Origin of the sequence: Microvirga sp. CF3062 (assembly GCF_036314045.1) — a bacterium.
Classification (GTDB): domain Bacteria; phylum Pseudomonadota; class Alphaproteobacteria; order Rhizobiales; family Beijerinckiaceae; genus Microvirga.
This window is the reverse complement of record NZ_JAYGGN010000001.1, coordinates 425,802-442,446: the sequence shown is the minus strand read 5'-3', so window position 1 is coordinate 442,446 and position 16,645 is coordinate 425,802. Positions and strand designations below refer to the sequence as shown.

Sequence of the window (16,645 nt, the reverse complement as noted above, 5' to 3'; positions counted from 1 at the left end):
CGGCAGAACGAGCCAGGGAACTTGGATAGAACGGAGGCTGCAATGAAGGCGGTATTGAGTGGTTTGGCCGCGTTGGCGCTGGCGGTCGGGCCGGCTTCAGCGCAGGAAACGAAGGTGACTGTCGGCATCTCAGGCTGGACGGGCTTCGCACCCCTGACGCTCGCGAAGGAGGCCGGCATCTTCAAGAAGAACGGCCTCGACGTGACGATCAAGAAGGTCCCGCAGGCGAGCCGCCACCTCGCCATCCAGTCCGGCGACATCCAGTGCGCCGCCACAACGGTGGAGACCTGGATCGTATGGAATGCCAACGGCGTTCCCACCAAGCAGATCTTCCAGCTCGACAAGAGTTTTGGTGCCGACGGCATGGTAGTGAAGAACGACATCGCTTCGATCAAGGACATCAAGGGCAAGCAGGTGGCGGCTTCCGCGCCCGGCACGTCGCCTTACTTCGTGCTGTCCTGGATGCTGAAGAAGAACGGGCTTTCCGTGAAGGATGTGACCGTGGTCAACATGGAGCCGGGCCCGGCCGCGCAGGCCTTCATCGCCGGCCAGAACGATGCGGCCATGACCTACGAGCCCTATCTCTCCTCCGTGCGCGTCGCGCCTCAGTCTGGCAAGATCATCGCCACCACACTCGACTACCCGGCCGTGATGGACACCTTCGGCTGCACGCCAAAATTTCTCGCTGACAATCCGAAGGCCGCGAAGGCTCTGGCCGACAGCTATTTCGAGGCGCTCGACATGATCGCCAAGGAGCAGGCCAAGGCCTACGAGATCATGGGCGCAGACGTGAAGCAGACCGGCGAAGCCTTCGGCAAGTCGGCCCAGTACCTGCGCTGGCAGGACCGCGAGGCCAACAAGAAGTTCTTCGCGGGCGAGTTCAAGACCTTCTCGGCCGAGGCCGCCGACCTGCTGCTCGAGACCGGCATCATCAAGCAGAAGCCGGACATGGAAGCGCTGGCCGACACGAGCTTCATCCAGTAACGCAGTCTTCAGGCGGCGGCCCGATTTCATACGGGCCACCGCCTGATCCATTCTTCACGAGCGTCGTCCGGGACAATGCGTCCGGACCGCAGAGCGGATCCTTCATGCCTCGTCCTCTCGAACCGGTCAGCCAGGGCACGCGCGTTACGCTCGGCATCTCCTTCTTTGTCCTCTTCGTAGCGGCCTGGGCCTTCGCGACGCTGGGCGGTTTCGTGTCGCGTACCTTCCTGGCCGATCCCATCACCATGCTGCAGGACGGCTGGCTGCTGCTCACGCGCTTCGGTTTCCTCGGCGATATCGGCATCACCGTATGGCGCGTCGTCGGCGGGTTCATTCTCGCAGCGGCCATCGCCGTGCCGCTCGGCATCCTGATGGGCGCCTACAAAACCTTCGAGGCCTTTCTCGAGCCTTTCGTGTCCTTCGCGCGCTACCTGCCGGCTTCTGCCTTCATTCCGCTGCTCATCCTCTGGGCCGGCATCGGCGAGATGCAGAAGCTCCTCGTCATCTTCATCGGCTCAGTCTTCCAGATCATCCTCATGGTGGCCGTGGCCGTGGGCAACACGCGGCGGGACCTCGTCGAGGCTGCCTATACGCTGGGCTCCAGCGATCAAGGCGTGGTCAAGCGCGTTCTCATTCCCGCCAATGCGCCAGAGATTGCCGAAATCCTGCGCCTCGTGCTCGGCTGGGCCTGGACCTATGTGATCGTCGCCGAACTCATCGGCTCGTCGTCGGGCATCGGCCACATGATCATCGACAGCCAGGCGCTTCTCGCCACGGGCCAGATGATCTTCGGCATCATCATCATCGGCATCATCGGCCTGATCTCGGACTTCCTGTTCAAGGCCGTCAACCGCAAGCTCTTCCCGTGGAGGCTCGCATGAGCAAGACGATCCTCCAGATCGACAATGTCTCGCGCGTGTTTCCCGGCGTGCGCGGCAGCGCGCCCGTGCGGGCGCTCGAGCCCACGAACCTGCAGGTGGCGCAGAACGACTTCATCACCATTCTCGGGCCGTCCGGCTGCGGGAAGTCGACGCTCCTGCGCATCGTGGCGGGCCTCGACCGGCCGAGCGGCGGACGCGTGCTGCTCAACGGGCGCGAGATCAAAGGTCCCGGTGCCGATCGCGGCATGGTGTTTCAGTCCTACACCCTGTTCCCGTGGCTCACGATTGCCGAGAACATCGCCTACGGCTTGCGCGAAAAGGATGTGCCGAAAACGCAGCGCCAGGAGATCGTCGCCTCCTACACGGAAAAGGTTGGGCTGCGCGGCTTCGAGAACCACTACCCCAAGCAGCTCTCCGGCGGCATGCAGCAGCGCACCGCCATTGCCCGCGCGCTTGCCAACGATCCGGAGATCCTGCTGCTGGACGAGCCTTTCGGCGCCCTAGACAACCAGACCCGCGGGTTGATGCAGGAATTGCTGCTCGGCATATGGGAACGCGAGCGCAAGACCGTGCTCTTCGTCACCCACGACATCGAGGAAGCGATCTTTCTCGCGTCCCGCGTCATCGTCATGTCGGCCCGACCCGGCCGCATCAAGGCCGACATCCCCGTCGAGCTGCCGCATCCGCGGCACTACAGGATGAAGACGACACCGGAATTCTCACATTTGAAGGCTCAGCTGACGGAAGAAATCCGAGTCGAGGCCATGCAGGCGGAAGGCGTCCATTGATATTGTATGTGGGTGCTACGCGCTTCCGAGATATCCCTTCCGGATGAATTGACCCGTTGCCCCCTTCAGGAGACGCTTCGTCTCTCTGAAGGGAAGGCACGATGTTCAAGCGCCTGTTGGCCGGATCCATCTTCATCACAAGCATATCTCCTGCCATGGCCGACATCCTGATCGACCAGGCGATGATCATGGGTGGGGAGTTGCGTGTCGTTGGCCGATTGAGCAAGCCGCGCCAGACATCGCTCACGCTCGACGAGCAGCATCAGACGAGAACGGATGCCAACGGGCGCTTCACCTTCCGTCTCGCCTATCATCCCACCACCTGCATCGTGAACATCCAGGCCGAGGACGAGCAGCGTCAGGTGGTGATCGGCTTCTGCGGACAACGAGGTGCTGCCGCTTCAACTGCCGCTGCCAACGCAGCAGCCATTACCCCCGCCCAGCCTGGCCCGATGGGACCGCAAGGCGAGCCCGGACGCGGCGGGGCCCCAGGTCCGCAAGGTCCCGCCGGACCTGAGGGGCCTCCTGGCCCGCAGGGTGCCGCCGGTCTCGCCGGGCCCCAGGGAGAATCCAGGCGTGACGGTCCTCAGGGTCCAGCCGGACCGCCTGGACCTCCCGGCAGCCCGGAGGCACGCACGCTGGCCGAGGGACAACCGGGCCCCACAGGTCCAATTGGACCCGAAGGACCCCTGGGGCCTCCCGGTCCCCAAGGTCCGCAAGGGTTGGCAGGACATCAGGGTCCTCAAGGACCTCAAGGCGTTCCGGGACCGAGAGGAGAGCCGGGCCCGGCCGGTCCTTTGGGCCCTGCGGGACCGCTTGGACCTGTTGGCGCCATCGGCCCGCTAGGACCTGCCGGGCTGCAAGGTGTTGCCGGTGAGATCGGGCCCATCGGACCTCCTGGCCCCATGGGTCCGATCGGTCCTGCCGGTCTGACGGGTCCTGCTGGTCCGCCCGGTCCTGAGGGAAAACCGGGTCCAGAGGGTAAGACTGGTCTGGCGGGAACGGTTCTGCGGGTCTTCGTGCAGGAATGCGCCTCTCAAGCGCGTTGCACGGCCCGCTGTAGCGAGGATGAGTACCCGGTCAACGGCACCTGCAATCGCGGCGACCGTTTCGATATGGACGAGGCAGGGGTGTATTGCTTCTCCACGACCGAAAGCCCCAAGGGCATGATCGCCCGGGCAATCTGCGCGAGGAAGTAGGCTGGACCGGAAATCAGATCCGGTTCGGGATCATCAAGGCAGAGCCGATCCGAGATGCGTCAGCGCAAAGCGCGTTGAGCGTTGCGAGCCTGCAGGGCTGGCTCTTCGTGAGGAGCCGGAGCAAAGGAGCTGTTGTGCGGATGCGGGTTCCAAGCCTCGCCCGAAGAGGGCACCGCCTTCAGCACACCAGACCAGCGCAGCTTGAAATGGCTTGCCGCTTTCGGGTTCTTAAAGCCAACAAGGCCCCAGGCGCTAAGCAGGTGGTAAAAGTCGCACGGGTAACCGTGCTGTTTCAGCCAAGCGACAACCTCGGGCTTAAGGCCTGTCTGCCGGTCGTCCCACACGTCCCAGTCATTGACCGCATAAACGAAGGGCCAGCGTTTCGCATAGGCGTCGATGCCGTAGCAGGCTGCCGAGGCCATTTCCTCGTCCCGCCACGTCTGAGCGATGACTTCCTTCAATGAGTTCAGATCCGTCATCGGCTTCATCCGCTTCGGCATCGCCCATAAGGGCTAGGAAACCTGCCCACCTTGGTGCGCGCCTCAGGATTGGTGTACCTCCTTTGAGGTAAATGAAAAACCAAACTTTTCGTTTCAGCCGTGTGGTAGCTTGGCGCACGAGCACGAGAGCCCCTTCACACAGCGAAGGAAACACGCGATCTGCTTGGCTGTCGCTCAAATGCGTTCATGGAGGTTGGACTGTGAGTAGGCTCCTACCGGGACGAAGGGTCGACTGGCGGCAGTTGACGCTGATCATCATCAGCGGGCTTATGATCGGCGCCATCTTCGGCGAGGCGATCAAGGTTTTCGGTCCGGAGCGGACAACCGTGGTGGCGCGCATTAAGCCGCGTCCCTGAGCCCGCAAGCCTCTTCGTCAGGCCCGACACCATGCCTTGCTCCATGAGCAGACATCGTCAGAGGCGTCGACCTTCAAACCTTTAAAATATCAGGGAGATAAATGGTGCCCAGGGACGGAATTGAACCGCCGACACTGCGATTTTCAGTCGCATGCTCTACCAACTGAGCTACCTGGGCATTCGATGCGCGGCAAGGCCGTGCGCGTCGTGGAGGGGTGTATAGTCAGACTAGGACCCTCTGTCCAGCGGGTCGGAGGAGAAAAATTCGAAAGGATCCGGGTCACGTCTCCCGACGGTCTTCGTCCGGATCGTCAGGCTCGCTTTCGACAACTGGAATGGCATAGCTGCCGGTCAGCCAGCGGTTCAGGTCCACGTCGGCGCAACGCCTTGAGCAGAACGGGCGGTATTGCAGCTCTGACGGCTTGCCGCAAATCGGGCATTTGCCGGTCGAGGCCAAGGGCTCGTTTTCGTTTGCGGCGTTCATCCCTCGCCTCCTTTCCTTTATGATCGGCAACGTGGTTGCTGTAGTCGCCAGATGCAAGATCGGGCCGTGCTCTCAGGAGCAGGCTCAAGCCGCATCGAGCCAGGAGAAGCGGACGGGATATCCTTCCCCGTCGAGCAGGGCGACGGCCTCGTAAAGGGGCAGACCGACCACGTTGGAGTATGAGCCGACGAGCTTGACCACAAAGGTGCCGGCAAACCCCTGGATGGCATAGCCGCCGGCCTTGCCGCGCCATTCCCCCGAGGCGAGATAGCGTTCGAACTCGTCCCGCGACAAGCGCTTGAAGCGCACTCGCGTCTCCACGAGGCGTTCGCGAATTGTGTCCTTGGGGGTGATCAGGCAGATGGACGTGTAGACCCGATGCTGACGGCCCGAGAGCAGGCGCAGGCAGCCTGCCGCCTCGTCCGACACCTCGGCCTTTGGCAGAACCCGCTTGCCGACCACCACGACCGTATCGGCGGAAAGGATATAGGAATTCTTCAGGTCCTCACGGGTGCGGGCCACCTTTCGGGCAACCTCAGCCTTCGAGCGAGCCAGGCGCTTGGCCAGTTCCTTGGCGCTCTCGTTCTTCAGGGGCGTCTCGTCCACGTCAGCCGGAAGAAGCGCGTCGGGCTCGATGCCCGCCTGCTCCAGGAGAGCGAGCCTGCGGGGCGAGGCGGACGCGAGAACGAGCTTCGGACGCGTGCTGGGATTCGACACCTCGGAAGACGACGCCACTTTTCTCTCCACGCTCCGGGATTTCACTAAGGCTAGATTAGGTCCGGTGACAACATGGCACCGGCAGGACTTGAATCAAGCGGCAGGCGGCTCCGGCTCGGAGGACGTCGGCTGTGGCTGCACTGCCTGCGCAGGATGAGCGCGGTCGAGCTGTCGGTAGCGCATGACGCTGAAGGGAATCGAGCCGAGGAACAGCACCGTGATGGCGGTGAGCATTTCCCAGGGGAAGTTCGCCAGAAGCCCGAAGACGGCCGCCGACAGGACGAAGATCGGCAGAACCCAATGGCGCGGCACCTTCAGCCCGATGGTCTTGCCCGAATAGACCGGGATGGTGGACACCATCAGGAAGGCGAGCCCCAGCAGGTAGACCAGCGCGATGGGGGCGGCAGCGGTCCCCATTGGGACGCCCAGGAACGAGAGGTAGAGAGGCAGCATGGAGGTCAGCGCGCCTGCGGGCGCCGGCATGCCAGTGAAGAAGTTTTTCTTCCACTCGGGCCGGTGGGGATCGTCCAGCATCACGTTGAAGCGGGCGAGGCGCAGGACCATCGCGATGGCAAAGACCAGCACGGCGATCCAGCCGATCGCCTTCAGCTCGTTCAGCAGGAAGCTGTAGAGGATGAGAGCCGGTGTCACGCCGAAATTGACGAAATCCGCCAGCGAGTCGAGTTCCGCCCCGAACCGGGACGTGCCCTTGAGCATGCGGGCCACCCGGCCGTCGATCCCGTCCAGCAGGGCTGCCACCACGATGGCGACGACCGCCGGCTCGTAACGGCCCTCGAAGGCCAGCCTGATCGCCGTGAGCCCGAGGCACAGGGCGATCAGGGTGATGATGTTCGGGATGATGACCCGAACCGGAACCGGCTTGAAGAGCCGCTTGCGCGGCTCATTCGGATCAGGCGCGAAGGGAGGAAAAAGATCGCTCATGCCATGACATCTAGGGGTTGCCAGCTTAACCGGCAACCAAGATCGGAGGTGTTTCCCCTGTCACGGGAGCAACTCCGATCCTTCATAGAGCCCACTTTCCCGAAAACTGCCTACCCGACCCGGTACTCCCGCGCGGGCTCGTTGGCCGTCAGATCCGCCAGCACCGTCTCGCCCGCGACCGCCGTCTGGCCCAGGCCAACGAGAACCTGGGTACCCAGCGGCACGAAGATGTCGAGGCGGGAGCCGAAGCGGATCAGGCCGAAGCGCTCGCCGGTGCTCAGGTGGTTGCCCACCTTCACGAAGGAGACGATGCGGCGCGCCACGAGGCCGGCGATCTGGACCACGCCGATCTTGGTGTTCGCCGTCTCGATGACGAGGGCATTGCGCTCGTTGTCCTCGCTCGCCTTGTCGAGCTCGGCATTGAGGAAGAGACCCGGGGTGTAGAGGATCTGGGTGATGCGCCCGGTGACCGGCGCGCGGTTCACGTGGCAGTCGAACACGTTCATGAACACCGAGATGCGTGTCATGGGCTCGGGCGGCAGGTCGAGCTCGGCCGGGGGCACCGCGGTGGTGATGAGGTTCACCCGGCCGTCCGCCGGGGAGACCACGAGGCCCTCGCGAAGCGGCGTCACCCGGGGCGGGTCGCGGAAGAAGTAGCAGACCCACACGGTCAGGATCGTGCCGATCCAGCCGAGCGGCGACCACAGCCAGGCCAGGACGATCGTCGCAAACAGCGCGATCAGGATGAAGGGATAGCCCTCCTTGTGGATCGGCACGAAGATGCGGCGCATCGATTCCAGGACGTCGGTCATTTTTTCACAGCCTCAGAGCGCCAGCGCATCGTGCGGAAAAGTGGATCCGGTTTTCCGCGCTCAACGATGCGCTAGTTAAACAATGAGCATCGGATGGGTCCCAAAAGTGCAAATCCACTTTTGGGTCCGATGCTATAGTGGGGATGGCAGGCGGGAGCGCTTGTTGTCAACCTGCCACGCTCTCGGGGCTGCGTTCCTCTTCCTCGACCCGCTTGAGGGCTTCGCGGGCCTGATCGGCCTCGCGCTGGCGGTTCCACATGGCGGCATAGACCCCGCCGTGGGCCAGAAGAGTCGCATGGTTGCCGCGTTCGACGATCCGCCCATGATCGAGGACGATGATCTCGTCGGCGCCAATGACTGTGGACAACCGATGGGCAATCACCAGGGTGGTGCGGCCGCGGCTGACCCGGTCGAGAGCATCCTGGATCTCCTTCTCGGTGAAGGTGTCCAGCGCCGAAGTCGCCTCGTCCAGCACCAGGATCGGCGGGGCCTTGAGGATAGTCCGGGCAATCGCCACGCGCTGCTTCTCTCCCCCTGAGAGCTTCAGGCCGCGCTCACCGACCGGTGTGTCGTAGCCCTCCGGCAGGAGGCCGATGAAGCGGTCGATCTGGGCGAGGTTTGCAGCCTCCGTCACCTCTTCCGGGGTCGCGTCCCATCGGCCGTACTGGATGTTGTAGCCGATGGTGTCGTTGAACAGCACCGTGTCCTGCGGGACCATGCCGATGACCTTGCGCAGGGATGCCTGCTGCACCTCGGCGATGTTCTGCCCGTCGATGAGAATACGGCCGCTGGCGGGCTCATAGAAGCGGAACAGCAGGCGCGAAATCGTAGACTTGCCGGCCCCAGATGGGCCGACGATGGCCACCGTGTGCCCGGCCGGCACTTCGAAGCTCACGCCCTTCAGGATCGGCCTCTCGGGATTATAGGCGAAATGCACGTCCTCGAAGCGCACGACGCCCTCGTTGACCTGGAGCGGCTTGGCGCCCGGCCTGTCCTGAATCTCGGGGTTGCGGTCGATGATCTGGAACATGTCGTCGATGTCGATCATCGCCTGCTTGATCTCGCGATAGAGCATGCCCATAAAGTTCAGCGGGATGTAGAGCTGCACCAGCATGGCGTTGACCAGCACGAAGCTGCCGATGGAGGCGCGTCCTTCCATGATGTCCCGCGCGGCCAGCACCATCACGATGGCCATGCCGATGGAGAAGATCACCGCCTGGCCGGCATTGAGCACGGCCAGCGACGTGTAGGTCTGGGTCGAGGCCTTCTCGTAGCCCGCCATGGAGCGGTCATAGCGAGCGGTCTCCCGCTGCTCGGCACCGAAATACTTCACCGTCTCGTAGTTCAGGAGCGAGTCCACCGCCTTGGTGTTCGCGTCCGTATCCGAGTCGTTCATCTGTTTGCGGATGGTGATCCGCCACTGGGTCGCCTTGTAGGTATAGGCGAGATAGACGACCACCATGACGAAGACGACCGCCGAATAGACCCAGTTGAATTCCCAGGCGAGCAGGCCGAGCACGAGGATGAACTCGAGGATCGTCGGCAGCAGCGTGAGCACCACGAGGCGCGACAATTCCTCGATGCCTTCGCGGCCGCGCTCGAGCACGCGGGTCAGGCCGCCGGTCTTGCGCTCCAGGTGGAAGCGCAAGGACAGGCGGTGCATGTGCTCGAAGGTCTGCAGGGCGAGCTGCCTCACCGCATGCATGGCCACCTTGGCGAAGATGCCGTCGCGGACCTGCGTCAGAACCGCCATCAGGATGCGGGTCAGGCCGTAGATCGCTGTGAGCAGGATCGGCGCCTTCCAGATCCAGGACCCGGCCGTGGCCGCCGCCTCGGTCGCCTGGTTGCCGCTGCTCGTCACGGCCACGAGCGCGTCCGTCGCCCATTTGAAGGCAAACGGCGTGACCATCGTGACGCCCTTGGCAATCAGTAGCAGGCCGAAAGCCAGGAAGACCCGCCGCTGGAGATCCGGCCGGCCATGGGGCCAGATATAGGGCCAGAGCTTTTTCCAGGTGGCGGCCAAGCCGCTCGGCTCGGGCCGGGCTGCGCCTGTCGTCGGGACGGCGGTGGAGGGAGGCATAGGTTGAGGATCCAATCGAAATCTTGGACCTCGATATAGGCGATCAGCAGGGTGAATTCACCCTGCTCCGGCAATTGTCCTGTGCAGCCCTTCAGGAGCGGTCAGCTGCTGGGTCAGTTGCTCTTGGGCTCCTGCTCGCCCGGCAGAACGAAGATCTGGCCCGGATAGATCAGGTCCGGGTTGCGGATCTGCTCCTGGTTCGCGCCAAAAATCACCGTGTAGCGAAGACCCTTGCCATAGACCCGCTGGCTGATGCGCCAGAGATTGTCGCCGCGGGACACGATGGCCGTGTTGATGTTGGGGATCACGATGGTGCCGGCGTCCGCAACCTGCCCCTGCGGCAGGGCTGAGGCCACGTCGCGCGAGGTCGGCGGCTGGGAGGCTGCCGGGGCGCCGGATGCCTGCGGCTGAACCGACGCGGGAACCTGTGGCTGAGCCGAGGCGACCTGGGCCGGCACGTTGAAGCCGACCTCGGCCCGGGATCTCACCTGGCCGGAGACCGGATCCACATCGTCGAGACGGATGCGATAGTCGCCGGGCTTCACGCCGCTGGCGATTGAGAAGGAGACCCGGCCGTCACCTCCGGCTCCACCGGGGGCGATGAAGCTCTCGTTGAGGTAGAGCCGAACGGTGGCTCCCGGCGAGGATTGCCCGGACACATAGAGCTTCCCCTCCTCCGCCTCGACCGTCACGATCTTGATCTCAGGCCGGGCAGCGGGTGCTGGTGCAGCTGGCGCCGGCGGGGAGACCGTCGGAGCGGCACCGGCCTGCTGCTGTTGCGCAGAAGGAGCGGCAGGCTCGGTGGGCTTGGCTTCAGGCTTCGGCGCCTCGGCCACCCTGGCCGCAGGCGGCTCGGGGTTGGACAGGACCACCGTGGGCGCATCCGGAGAGGTCAGGGTCACGAGCGGCCGGGTCTTGCCGTCCGTGATGACGACCGTCACAGCCTGGGCGGAGCGCTGGCGCGTTCCATCGGGTGCAATGGATTGCAGCACCACCTGATGAGACCCCGGCGGCAGGGGCGGCGGCACGATGGCGAAGAGGCCGGACGCATCGGCCGCGGCGCGGGCATGGACCTGATCGCCCCGGAGGAGTTCGATGGTGGCCCCAGGGGCTGCGCGACCGGCAATGACGCTCTCCCCGTCCGGCTCGATGCGCACGACATCGAAAGACGGAACGACAGGGGCTTCCTTGGCCTGTGCCGGAGGCGCCTCGCCGGGAGCGGGTGGCTTGGCGACGGCCTGCTGCTGGCCCGGCGCCGGCTGGGTCGGAGGGGCGGACGGCTGCGCTGTCTGGGCGGGTGCAGCATTCTGGGAGGTTTCAGGCTTTCCTGACCAAGTCCAGTAAAACACGCCGAGAAGCACCGCGACGACAGCTGCGGCGGCAGCGCCGAGGAGCGCGATGGTGCCCTTTAACTCTTTCGGATGCGCCATGATGCTTTTTCTCAAACGCGGCACTTTCCGCCATTTAATCCGTTTATCTTTCAAAAGGCTACGGCCATAAAGGACAAATTAATGCTCTACGACTCAGCCAGGGAGGCTCCCCGCCTCCCCGAAATGCCCATGTCATCTGTCAAACCGATCAAATCCATCTGTGTCTATTGCGGCTCCGGATTTGGAGACGACCCCGTTTTCACCGAGAATGCGGCGGCTTTGGGCCGCTTCATGGCCGAGCAGGGGATCAATCTCGTCTATGGCGGCGGCAATGTGGGCCTGATGGGCACCGTAGCCCAGTCCGTCCTCGACCATGGCGGTTATGTCACAGGAATTATTCCGGAATTTCTGAAGTCCCGCGAGAAGCTTCTCGACGACGTGCAGGAAACCCTTGTGGTACCGGACATGCATACCCGCAAGCGGCTGATGTTCGAGAAGGCCGACGCCTTCGTGGCCATGCCCGGCGGCATCGGCACCCTGGAAGAGCTTGTCGAGCAGATGACCTGGTCCCAGCTCGGCCGCCATACCAAGCCGATCCTGATGCTGAGCACCAAGGGCTTCTGGAGGCCCCTGCTGACGCTCATCGCCCATATGCGCGAGCAGGGGTTCATTCGCCACGGGCTGGAACTCAATTACCTTGTCGCAGAGCGAGTGGAAGAGGTCATTCCGATGATCGAGAACGCCGCCCGGCGCGTCGGAATCGTGGGCAACGAAGAGACCATCGAGAGCCGGTTTTAGGGCCGGCTTTCCTCCATCTCGATGGCCAATTTGGCCCCGGAGGTCAGAATGAGGTCATCTCCCTTGAGTTTGTAGGTCACGGTCCCGTCGATCTTGGTTCGATCTTCGCGGACACCAGAGTAGCGGATCTTCAGGCGATCACCCTCGACTCGCCATTCACCCGTAACATCCCGACAGGGCCCCTCATCCATGACTGCGCCGCAATTGCCGTCGCCTGAAGAAATTCCATTCTCCGGGCCGACCTGCCTCATGCGCCCATTCTCAATCACGAAGAATACCAGAACACCAGTGGAGTAGCCCTGAAAGGTGCCACCACCTTCGACAACAATTCCTTGCTGCGATCCGAGACTGAACGGCTCTAGCGAAATAACGTACCCAAAGGTCCCGACCTCGGTGAAATTTTTGTGCCGACCAACCAGCTTCAGATTCTGCCCAGCTCTTCTCAGGAAGGCGGCGCTGAGTTGAGCCGGGCAACCATGGCAAGCCTCGCCAGGCTCCCCGGCGAGCGTGATCAGAACCTCGAACTTGTCATAGCGCAGCAGTTTATAGGGAAAGAGGCATGACAGACGAGAAGGCTCCTCGTCTTCGGTATTCACTCTTGCAGACGGATAGGCTGCCTCAAGCGCTTGCCAAAATTCGATGTCGGTCTCGACATTCTGCGACCAGTCCGGACATAGCGGCAGCTGCAAGGGTGGGTCAGCGGCCTGAGCGACTCGATTACAGCCAAAGAGGAAAAGTGCTGAGAAAACGAGTGTCTTGAGCATCGAACATTCTTTCAAATCCGCGCTCAGACAGCTTTTCGTGCGCAGAGAAGCAGCCAAGCTCGGCAATAAGACGCTCGATAGATTATCGCATTCTCCACGCTAGCCTGTGCGGGGCAACACGAGCCCGCTCAGCCCCATACCCACCGTTAGGCCATGGCCTGAAAGCAGAAGAGAAGCAACGCGGTGAACTAAAGCACCGCCCCGCCCTTCAGTAGCTTGTAGATCATGGAATCCGTCAGCGCCTGGAACGATGCGTCGATGATGTTGGGCGACACGCCGATGGTGGTCCAGCGCTCGCCTGTGCCGTCGGCGAACTCGATCAGTACGCGGGTGACCGCATCCGAGCCACCCTGATAGATGCGCACCTTATAGTCGACGAGCTCCAGGTCTTGGATCAGGTGCTGGTACTTGCCGAGATCCTTGCGCAGGGCAACATCGAGCGCATTGACCGGGCCATTGCCTTCGGCCGCCGAGATCAGCACCTCGTCGCCAACGCGCACCTTCACGATGGCCTCGGATGCCGTGACAAGTTCGCCGACCGCGTTGAAGCGGCGCTCCACGTTGACCGAGAAGCGCTCCACATCGAAGAACGCCGGCACCTCGCCGAGCATGCGCTTGACCAGCACGTAGAAGGAGGCGTCCGCACCCTCGAAGGCGAAACCCTCGGACTCCTTGCGCTTGACCTCGTCGAGCACGCGTCCGATGCGCGGATCGCCCTTCTCGAGTTTGAAGCCACAACGCTTCAACTCGGCTAGGATGTTCGATTGTCCGCCCTGGTCCGACACCAGCACTTTCCGCACATTGCCGACGATTTCCGGCTCCACATGCTCATAGGTGCGCGGATCCTTCAGTACCGCTGAGGCATGGATGCCGGCCTTCGTGGCGAAGGCGCTCGAACCCACGAAAGGCGCGTGGCGGTTGGGCTGGCGGTTGAGGATTTCGTCCACCTGTCGCGACACGTGGGTGAGTTCGCTTAAAGACTCATCGGTGACGCCGAGATCGAAGCGGGCGGCATAGCCATCCTTCAGCTTCAGGGCGCCGATCAGCGTGATGAGATTGGCGTTGCCGCAGCGCTCGCCGAGGCCGTTGAGCGTGCCCTGGATCTGGCGCGCGCCTGCCTCGACGGCTGCGAGCGAATTCGCGACCGCGCAGCCGCAATCGTCATGGGCATGGATGCCGAGATGCGCACCCGGCACCACCTTCGTGACCGTCGTGACGATCTCCGTCACCTCATGGGGCAGCGTGCCACCATTGGTGTCGCAGAGCACGACCCAGCGCGCGCCCGCCTCATAGGCGGTCTTCACGCAAGCGAGCGCGTAGTCGGGATTGGCCTTGTAGCCGTCGAAGAAATGCTCGCAATCGACGAGCACCTCGCGCCCCTTGGCGCGCGCAGCCTCGACGCTTTCATGGATCCCGGCGATGTTCTCTTCCGGCGTCGTCTCGAGCGCCACGCGCACATGGTAGTCCCAGGCCTTGGCGACGAAGCATATGGCGTCGGCCTGCGCTTCGAGGAGAGCAGCCACACCGGGATCGTTCGAGACGGAACGCCCCGCCCGCTTCGTCATGCCGAAGGCCGTGAACTTGGCGTTCTTCGTGCGCTTTTCAGCAAAAAAAGCGGTATCCAACGGGTTCGCCCCCGGATAGCCGCCTTCCACGTAATCGATGCCCAGCTGATCGAGGAGCGTGGCGATTGCCTTCTTGTCCTCAAGGGAGAAATCGACCCCTGTCGTCTGCGCCCCGTCGCGCAGGGTGGTGTCGAAGAGGGTGACGCGGTCTCGGCTCATGATGACAACTTCCTGTCTTCGAGCGGCGTCAGGCGCTTTTCCATGGTGGTGGTGCCGAGCCATTCGTCGCCGAGCGGCACCGTGTTGCGCTGCTGCGGCTGGAAACCCTGTTTCTGGAAGAATGGCAGCGCATTGTCGCTCACTTCCGCCGCGAGACGCGGAGCACCGCGCGCGCCGGCGAGCTTCTCCACCGCATGGTAAAGCATTGTGCCGATCCCTTGACCTGCCACGGCCGGATGGACGTAGAAGAGTTCGATCAGCTCGTTGTCCTTCAGCGCAATGAAGCCGACGGGCGAGCCCTCGACGGTGGCCACCAGCGTGAGGCTCTTCGTGAGCTTCTCGGTGAAGGCGTTGTCCTCAGCGAGAGCCATCCAGGCCTCCTGCTGGCTCGCGCTGTAATCCTCGCCCGTCAGTTCCGCGATGCTCTCCTCGTAGATGTCGACGAGCAGCGGCAGATCGGCGGGCAGGAAGGGGCGAAGCCCCGGCTTCGGCAAGGCCTGTCCCATCAGCGCGCCCTTCCTTCGTTGCATGTACGGCAGATTCCACGCACGTCATGGCCGCACTCGTTGCGGCCATCCACGTCTTCAACCGCGGCAAAAACGTGGATCCCCGGGACAAGCCCGGGGATGACCGTGGAGGGTACGATACTGGTCATCGCGCGACCTCCCAGGTGGTGGTGCCGTCCTTGTTGTCCTTCACCACAACGTTCAGCGCGGAAAGCTCATCGCGGATGCGGTCGGACTCAGGCCAGTTCTTCGACGCGCGTGCTTCCTTCCGGGCGGCGATCAATGCCTCGACCTGCGCAGGATCGACGCTCAACGCAGATTGCCTGCGCGCTTTCCAGACCTCTGCCCCCTCGAGGAGAAAGCCGAGCGCACGAAGGTTCGCGCCGAGTTCCTCGTGAGCCCCCTGCCCGTCCAGGACATGAAGCTCCGCCAGCATCTTCGGCGTGTTGAGATCGTCCGCGAGCGCGGCGATGATGTGGTCCGAGAGGAAAGCAGCATCTCCCCTGCCCGCCAGTTCATACCAGCGGTCGAGGGTCTTCTCGCTTTCCTCAAGCCCCTTCACCGTCCAATCGATCGGCTGGCGATAGTGGGTGCGCAGCATGTTGAAGCGCAGCACCTCGCCCGGCCACTCCTGCAGCAGCTCGTTGATGGTGACGAAGTTGCCGAGGGACTTCGACATCTTGTCGCCTTCCACCTGCAGGAAGCCGTTGTGCATCCACACATTGGCCATGCGCGGCGTCTCGAAGGCGCAGCAGCTCTGAGCGATCTCGTTCTCGTGGTGCGGAAACACGAGATCGATCCCGCCACCGTGGATGTCGAAGATCTCGCGCTCCGTCGGATCGCTGCAGGTAAGCCTGGTCTCGAAAGCCTGGACGAGGTGCCGCCATGCCATGGCCGAGCACTCGATGTGCCAGCCTGGACGGCCCGGCGTCGCGATCCCGGCGGGCGAGGCCCAAGCCGGATCCTGCGGTCCCGAGGGCTTCCAGAGCACGAAGTCCATGGCATCGCGCTTGTAGGGCGCCACGTCCACACGGGCGCCGGAGAGCAGCTCGTCGAGGGAGCGTTTGGAAAAGGCGCCGTATTTCGGGACGCCGGACAGGTTCTGCATGGCCGAGACCGAGAAGAGCACGTGATCCTCGGCCACATAGGCCGCTCCGCGGGCGATCAGCCGCTCGATGATCATGCGCATCTCGTCGATGTGCTCGGTCGCCCTGGGCTCGACGAAGCGCGGGGGCTGGCCTTCCTCGTTCACGTCCTCGGGCATGAGCACGCCGAGCGCGCGGATGTCGGCGTGAAACTGCTCCTCGGTCTTCCCCGTGACGACGCGGATGGCCTCGTTGTGAGTCAAATCAGGGTAATCCCGGGCCGCGCGGGCGTTAATCTTGTCGTCCACATCGGTGATATTGCGCACATACGTCACGGCTTCCTTGCCGTACACATGTCTCAAGAGACGGAAGAGAAGGTCGAAGACGATGATCGGGCGGGCGTTGCCGATGTGGGCGTAGTCGTAAACGGTGGGTCCGCAGACGTAGAGGCGCACGTTCTCAGGGTCGATCGGGACGAATTCGTCCTTCGACCGGGTCAGCGTGTTGTAGAGGCGAAGCTTGGCCGCCATGAAACCATACCCCTGTCAGGCCGCAGGCCGGAGAATGGTTTCGATCTTGGAATGAGAACGAGACG

17 protein-coding genes and 1 tRNA gene are annotated in these 16,645 nt (G+C 63.2%); 6 read left to right on the top strand and 12 right to left on the bottom strand.

What is annotated here, in order from left to right; all coding sequences use genetic code 11:
- Positions 1–42: 42 nt before the first annotated feature.
- From VB618_RS02140 to VB618_RS02125, 4 genes are all read left to right on the top strand, one after another.
- Entirely contained in the window at positions 43–984 is a 942-nt protein-coding gene (locus tag VB618_RS02140) for an ABC transporter substrate-binding protein (protein WP_329794845.1), read from the top strand.
- Positions 985–1,088: 104 nt separating this feature from the next.
- On the top strand, positions 1,089–1,865 hold the full coding sequence (locus tag VB618_RS02135) for an ABC transporter permease (protein ID WP_329794844.1): 777 nt from the start codon (positions 1,089–1,091) through the stop codon (positions 1,863–1,865).
- Positions 1,862–2,653 carry an ABC transporter ATP-binding protein gene (locus VB618_RS02130; RefSeq protein WP_329794843.1) on the top strand — a complete coding sequence of 264 codons (792 nt, stop codon included), beginning with the start codon at positions 1,862–1,864 and terminating at the stop codon, positions 2,651–2,653. Before VB618_RS02135 ends, VB618_RS02130 begins: the two co-directional genes overlap by 4 nt.
- 101 nt (positions 2,654–2,754) lie before the next feature.
- Positions 2,755–3,852 (top strand): hypothetical protein, encoded by a 1,098-nt coding sequence (locus VB618_RS02125; protein ID WP_329794842.1) that lies wholly within the window; start codon positions 2,755–2,757, stop codon positions 3,850–3,852.
- A 59-nt stretch (positions 3,853–3,911) separates the two neighbouring features.
- Here the strand turns inward: VB618_RS02125 and VB618_RS02120 are convergent, their stop codons facing one another.
- Positions 3,912–4,331, bottom strand: coding sequence for a hypothetical protein (locus VB618_RS02120; protein ID WP_329794841.1), 420 nt, complete (start codon positions 4,329–4,331; stop codon positions 3,912–3,914).
- Between the two features lie 221 nt (positions 4,332–4,552).
- Here VB618_RS02120 and VB618_RS02115 point away from each other — a divergent pair, with 221 nt between their 5' ends.
- The gene (locus tag VB618_RS02115; RefSeq protein WP_329794839.1) at positions 4,553–4,708 is read left to right on the top strand and encodes a hypothetical protein; all 156 of its coding nucleotides are present in this window, start codon (positions 4,553–4,555) and stop codon (positions 4,706–4,708) included.
- Positions 4,709–4,810: 102 nt separating this feature from the next.
- Here VB618_RS02115 and VB618_RS02110 read toward each other — a convergent pair.
- The 7 genes from VB618_RS02110 to VB618_RS02080 form a co-directional block, all read right to left on the bottom strand.
- A tRNA-Phe gene (locus VB618_RS02110) sits at positions 4,811–4,886 on the bottom strand.
- 102 nt (positions 4,887–4,988) lie between these two features.
- On the bottom strand, positions 4,989–5,192 hold the full coding sequence (yacG, locus tag VB618_RS02105; RefSeq protein WP_329794838.1) for a DNA gyrase inhibitor YacG: 204 nt from the start codon (positions 5,190–5,192) through the stop codon (positions 4,989–4,991).
- A gap of 84 nt (positions 5,193–5,276) precedes the next feature.
- Complete coding sequence (locus VB618_RS02100) at positions 5,277–5,927, bottom strand: Maf-like protein (RefSeq protein WP_329794836.1); 651 nt, start codon at positions 5,925–5,927, stop codon at positions 5,277–5,279.
- Positions 5,928–6,002: 75 nt separating this feature from the next.
- The gene (pssA, locus tag VB618_RS02095) at positions 6,003–6,851 is read right to left on the bottom strand and encodes a CDP-diacylglycerol--serine O-phosphatidyltransferase (protein WP_329794835.1); all 849 of its coding nucleotides are present in this window, start codon (positions 6,849–6,851) and stop codon (positions 6,003–6,005) included.
- 110 nt (positions 6,852–6,961) lie between these two features.
- Positions 6,962–7,663 carry a phosphatidylserine decarboxylase gene (locus VB618_RS02090; protein WP_329794834.1) on the bottom strand — a complete coding sequence of 234 codons (702 nt, stop codon included), beginning with the start codon at positions 7,661–7,663 and terminating at the stop codon, positions 6,962–6,964.
- 166 nt (positions 7,664–7,829) lie between these two features.
- Positions 7,830–9,743: an ABCB family ABC transporter ATP-binding protein/permease gene (locus VB618_RS02085; protein WP_329794833.1), complete on the bottom strand. Its 1,914-nt coding sequence runs from the start codon at positions 9,741–9,743 to the stop codon at positions 7,830–7,832.
- Positions 9,744–9,856: 113 nt separating this feature from the next.
- The gene (locus VB618_RS02080) at positions 9,857–11,173 is read right to left on the bottom strand and encodes a LysM peptidoglycan-binding domain-containing protein (RefSeq protein ID WP_329794832.1); all 1,317 of its coding nucleotides are present in this window, start codon (positions 11,171–11,173) and stop codon (positions 9,857–9,859) included.
- Between the two features lie 129 nt (positions 11,174–11,302).
- On the opposite strand from VB618_RS02080, the gene VB618_RS02075 reads away from it, so the two are divergent.
- Positions 11,303–11,911 carry a TIGR00730 family Rossman fold protein gene (locus VB618_RS02075; RefSeq protein WP_329794831.1) on the top strand — a complete coding sequence of 203 codons (609 nt, stop codon included), beginning with the start codon at positions 11,303–11,305 and terminating at the stop codon, positions 11,909–11,911.
- Here VB618_RS02075 and VB618_RS02070 read toward each other — a convergent pair.
- From VB618_RS02070 to cysS, 4 genes are all read right to left on the bottom strand, one after another.
- Positions 11,908–12,675: a hypothetical protein gene (locus VB618_RS02070; protein WP_329794830.1), complete on the bottom strand. Its 768-nt coding sequence runs from the start codon at positions 12,673–12,675 to the stop codon at positions 11,908–11,910. The two genes, VB618_RS02075 and VB618_RS02070, sit on opposite strands and share 4 nt — an antisense overlap.
- A gap of 188 nt (positions 12,676–12,863) precedes the next feature.
- Positions 12,864–14,459 carry a citramalate synthase gene (cimA, locus tag VB618_RS02065; protein ID WP_329794829.1) on the bottom strand — a complete coding sequence of 532 codons (1,596 nt, stop codon included), beginning with the start codon at positions 14,457–14,459 and terminating at the stop codon, positions 12,864–12,866.
- Positions 14,456–14,965, bottom strand: a complete 510-nt coding sequence (locus VB618_RS02060; protein WP_329795109.1) for a GNAT family N-acetyltransferase — start codon at positions 14,963–14,965, stop codon at positions 14,456–14,458. The genes cimA and VB618_RS02060 overlap by 4 nt, the downstream gene beginning before the upstream one ends.
- Before the next feature lie 145 nt (positions 14,966–15,110).
- On the bottom strand, positions 15,111–16,580 hold the full coding sequence (cysS, locus tag VB618_RS02055) for a cysteine--tRNA ligase (protein ID WP_329794828.1): 1,470 nt from the start codon (positions 16,578–16,580) through the stop codon (positions 15,111–15,113).
- Positions 16,581–16,645 lie beyond the last annotated feature (65 nt).

Coding starts and splice junctions, on each gene's coding strand:
- VB618_RS02140 (WP_329794845.1), top strand. CDS start 43: ATGAAGGCGGTATTGAGTGGTTTGGCCGCGTTGGCGCTGGCGGTCGGG.
- VB618_RS02135 (WP_329794844.1), top strand. CDS start 1,089: ATGCCTCGTCCTCTCGAACCGGTCAGCCAGGGCACGCGCGTTACGCTC.
- VB618_RS02130 (WP_329794843.1), top strand. CDS start 1,862: ATGAGCAAGACGATCCTCCAGATCGACAATGTCTCGCGCGTGTTTCCC.
- VB618_RS02125 (WP_329794842.1), top strand. CDS start 2,755: ATGTTCAAGCGCCTGTTGGCCGGATCCATCTTCATCACAAGCATATCT.
- VB618_RS02120 (WP_329794841.1), bottom strand. CDS start 4,331: ATGACGGATCTGAACTCATTGAAGGAAGTCATCGCTCAGACGTGGCGG.
- yacG (WP_329794838.1), bottom strand. CDS start 5,192: ATGAACGCCGCAAACGAAAACGAGCCCTTGGCCTCGACCGGCAAATGC.
- pssA (WP_329794835.1), bottom strand. CDS start 6,851: ATGAGCGATCTTTTTCCTCCCTTCGCGCCTGATCCGAATGAGCCGCGC.
- VB618_RS02090 (WP_329794834.1), bottom strand. CDS start 7,663: ATGACCGACGTCCTGGAATCGATGCGCCGCATCTTCGTGCCGATCCAC.
- VB618_RS02085 (WP_329794833.1), bottom strand. CDS start 9,743: ATGCCTCCCTCCACCGCCGTCCCGACGACAGGCGCAGCCCGGCCCGAG.
- VB618_RS02080 (WP_329794832.1), bottom strand. CDS start 11,173: ATGGCGCATCCGAAAGAGTTAAAGGGCACCATCGCGCTCCTCGGCGCT.
- VB618_RS02075 (WP_329794831.1), top strand. CDS start 11,303: ATGTCATCTGTCAAACCGATCAAATCCATCTGTGTCTATTGCGGCTCC.
- VB618_RS02070 (WP_329794830.1), bottom strand. CDS start 12,675: ATGCTCAAGACACTCGTTTTCTCAGCACTTTTCCTCTTTGGCTGTAAT.
- cimA (WP_329794829.1), bottom strand. CDS start 14,459: ATGAGCCGAGACCGCGTCACCCTCTTCGACACCACCCTGCGCGACGGG.
- VB618_RS02060 (WP_329795109.1), bottom strand. CDS start 14,965: ATGGGACAGGCCTTGCCGAAGCCGGGGCTTCGCCCCTTCCTGCCCGCC.
- cysS (WP_329794828.1), bottom strand. CDS start 16,580: ATGGCGGCCAAGCTTCGCCTCTACAACACGCTGACCCGGTCGAAGGAC.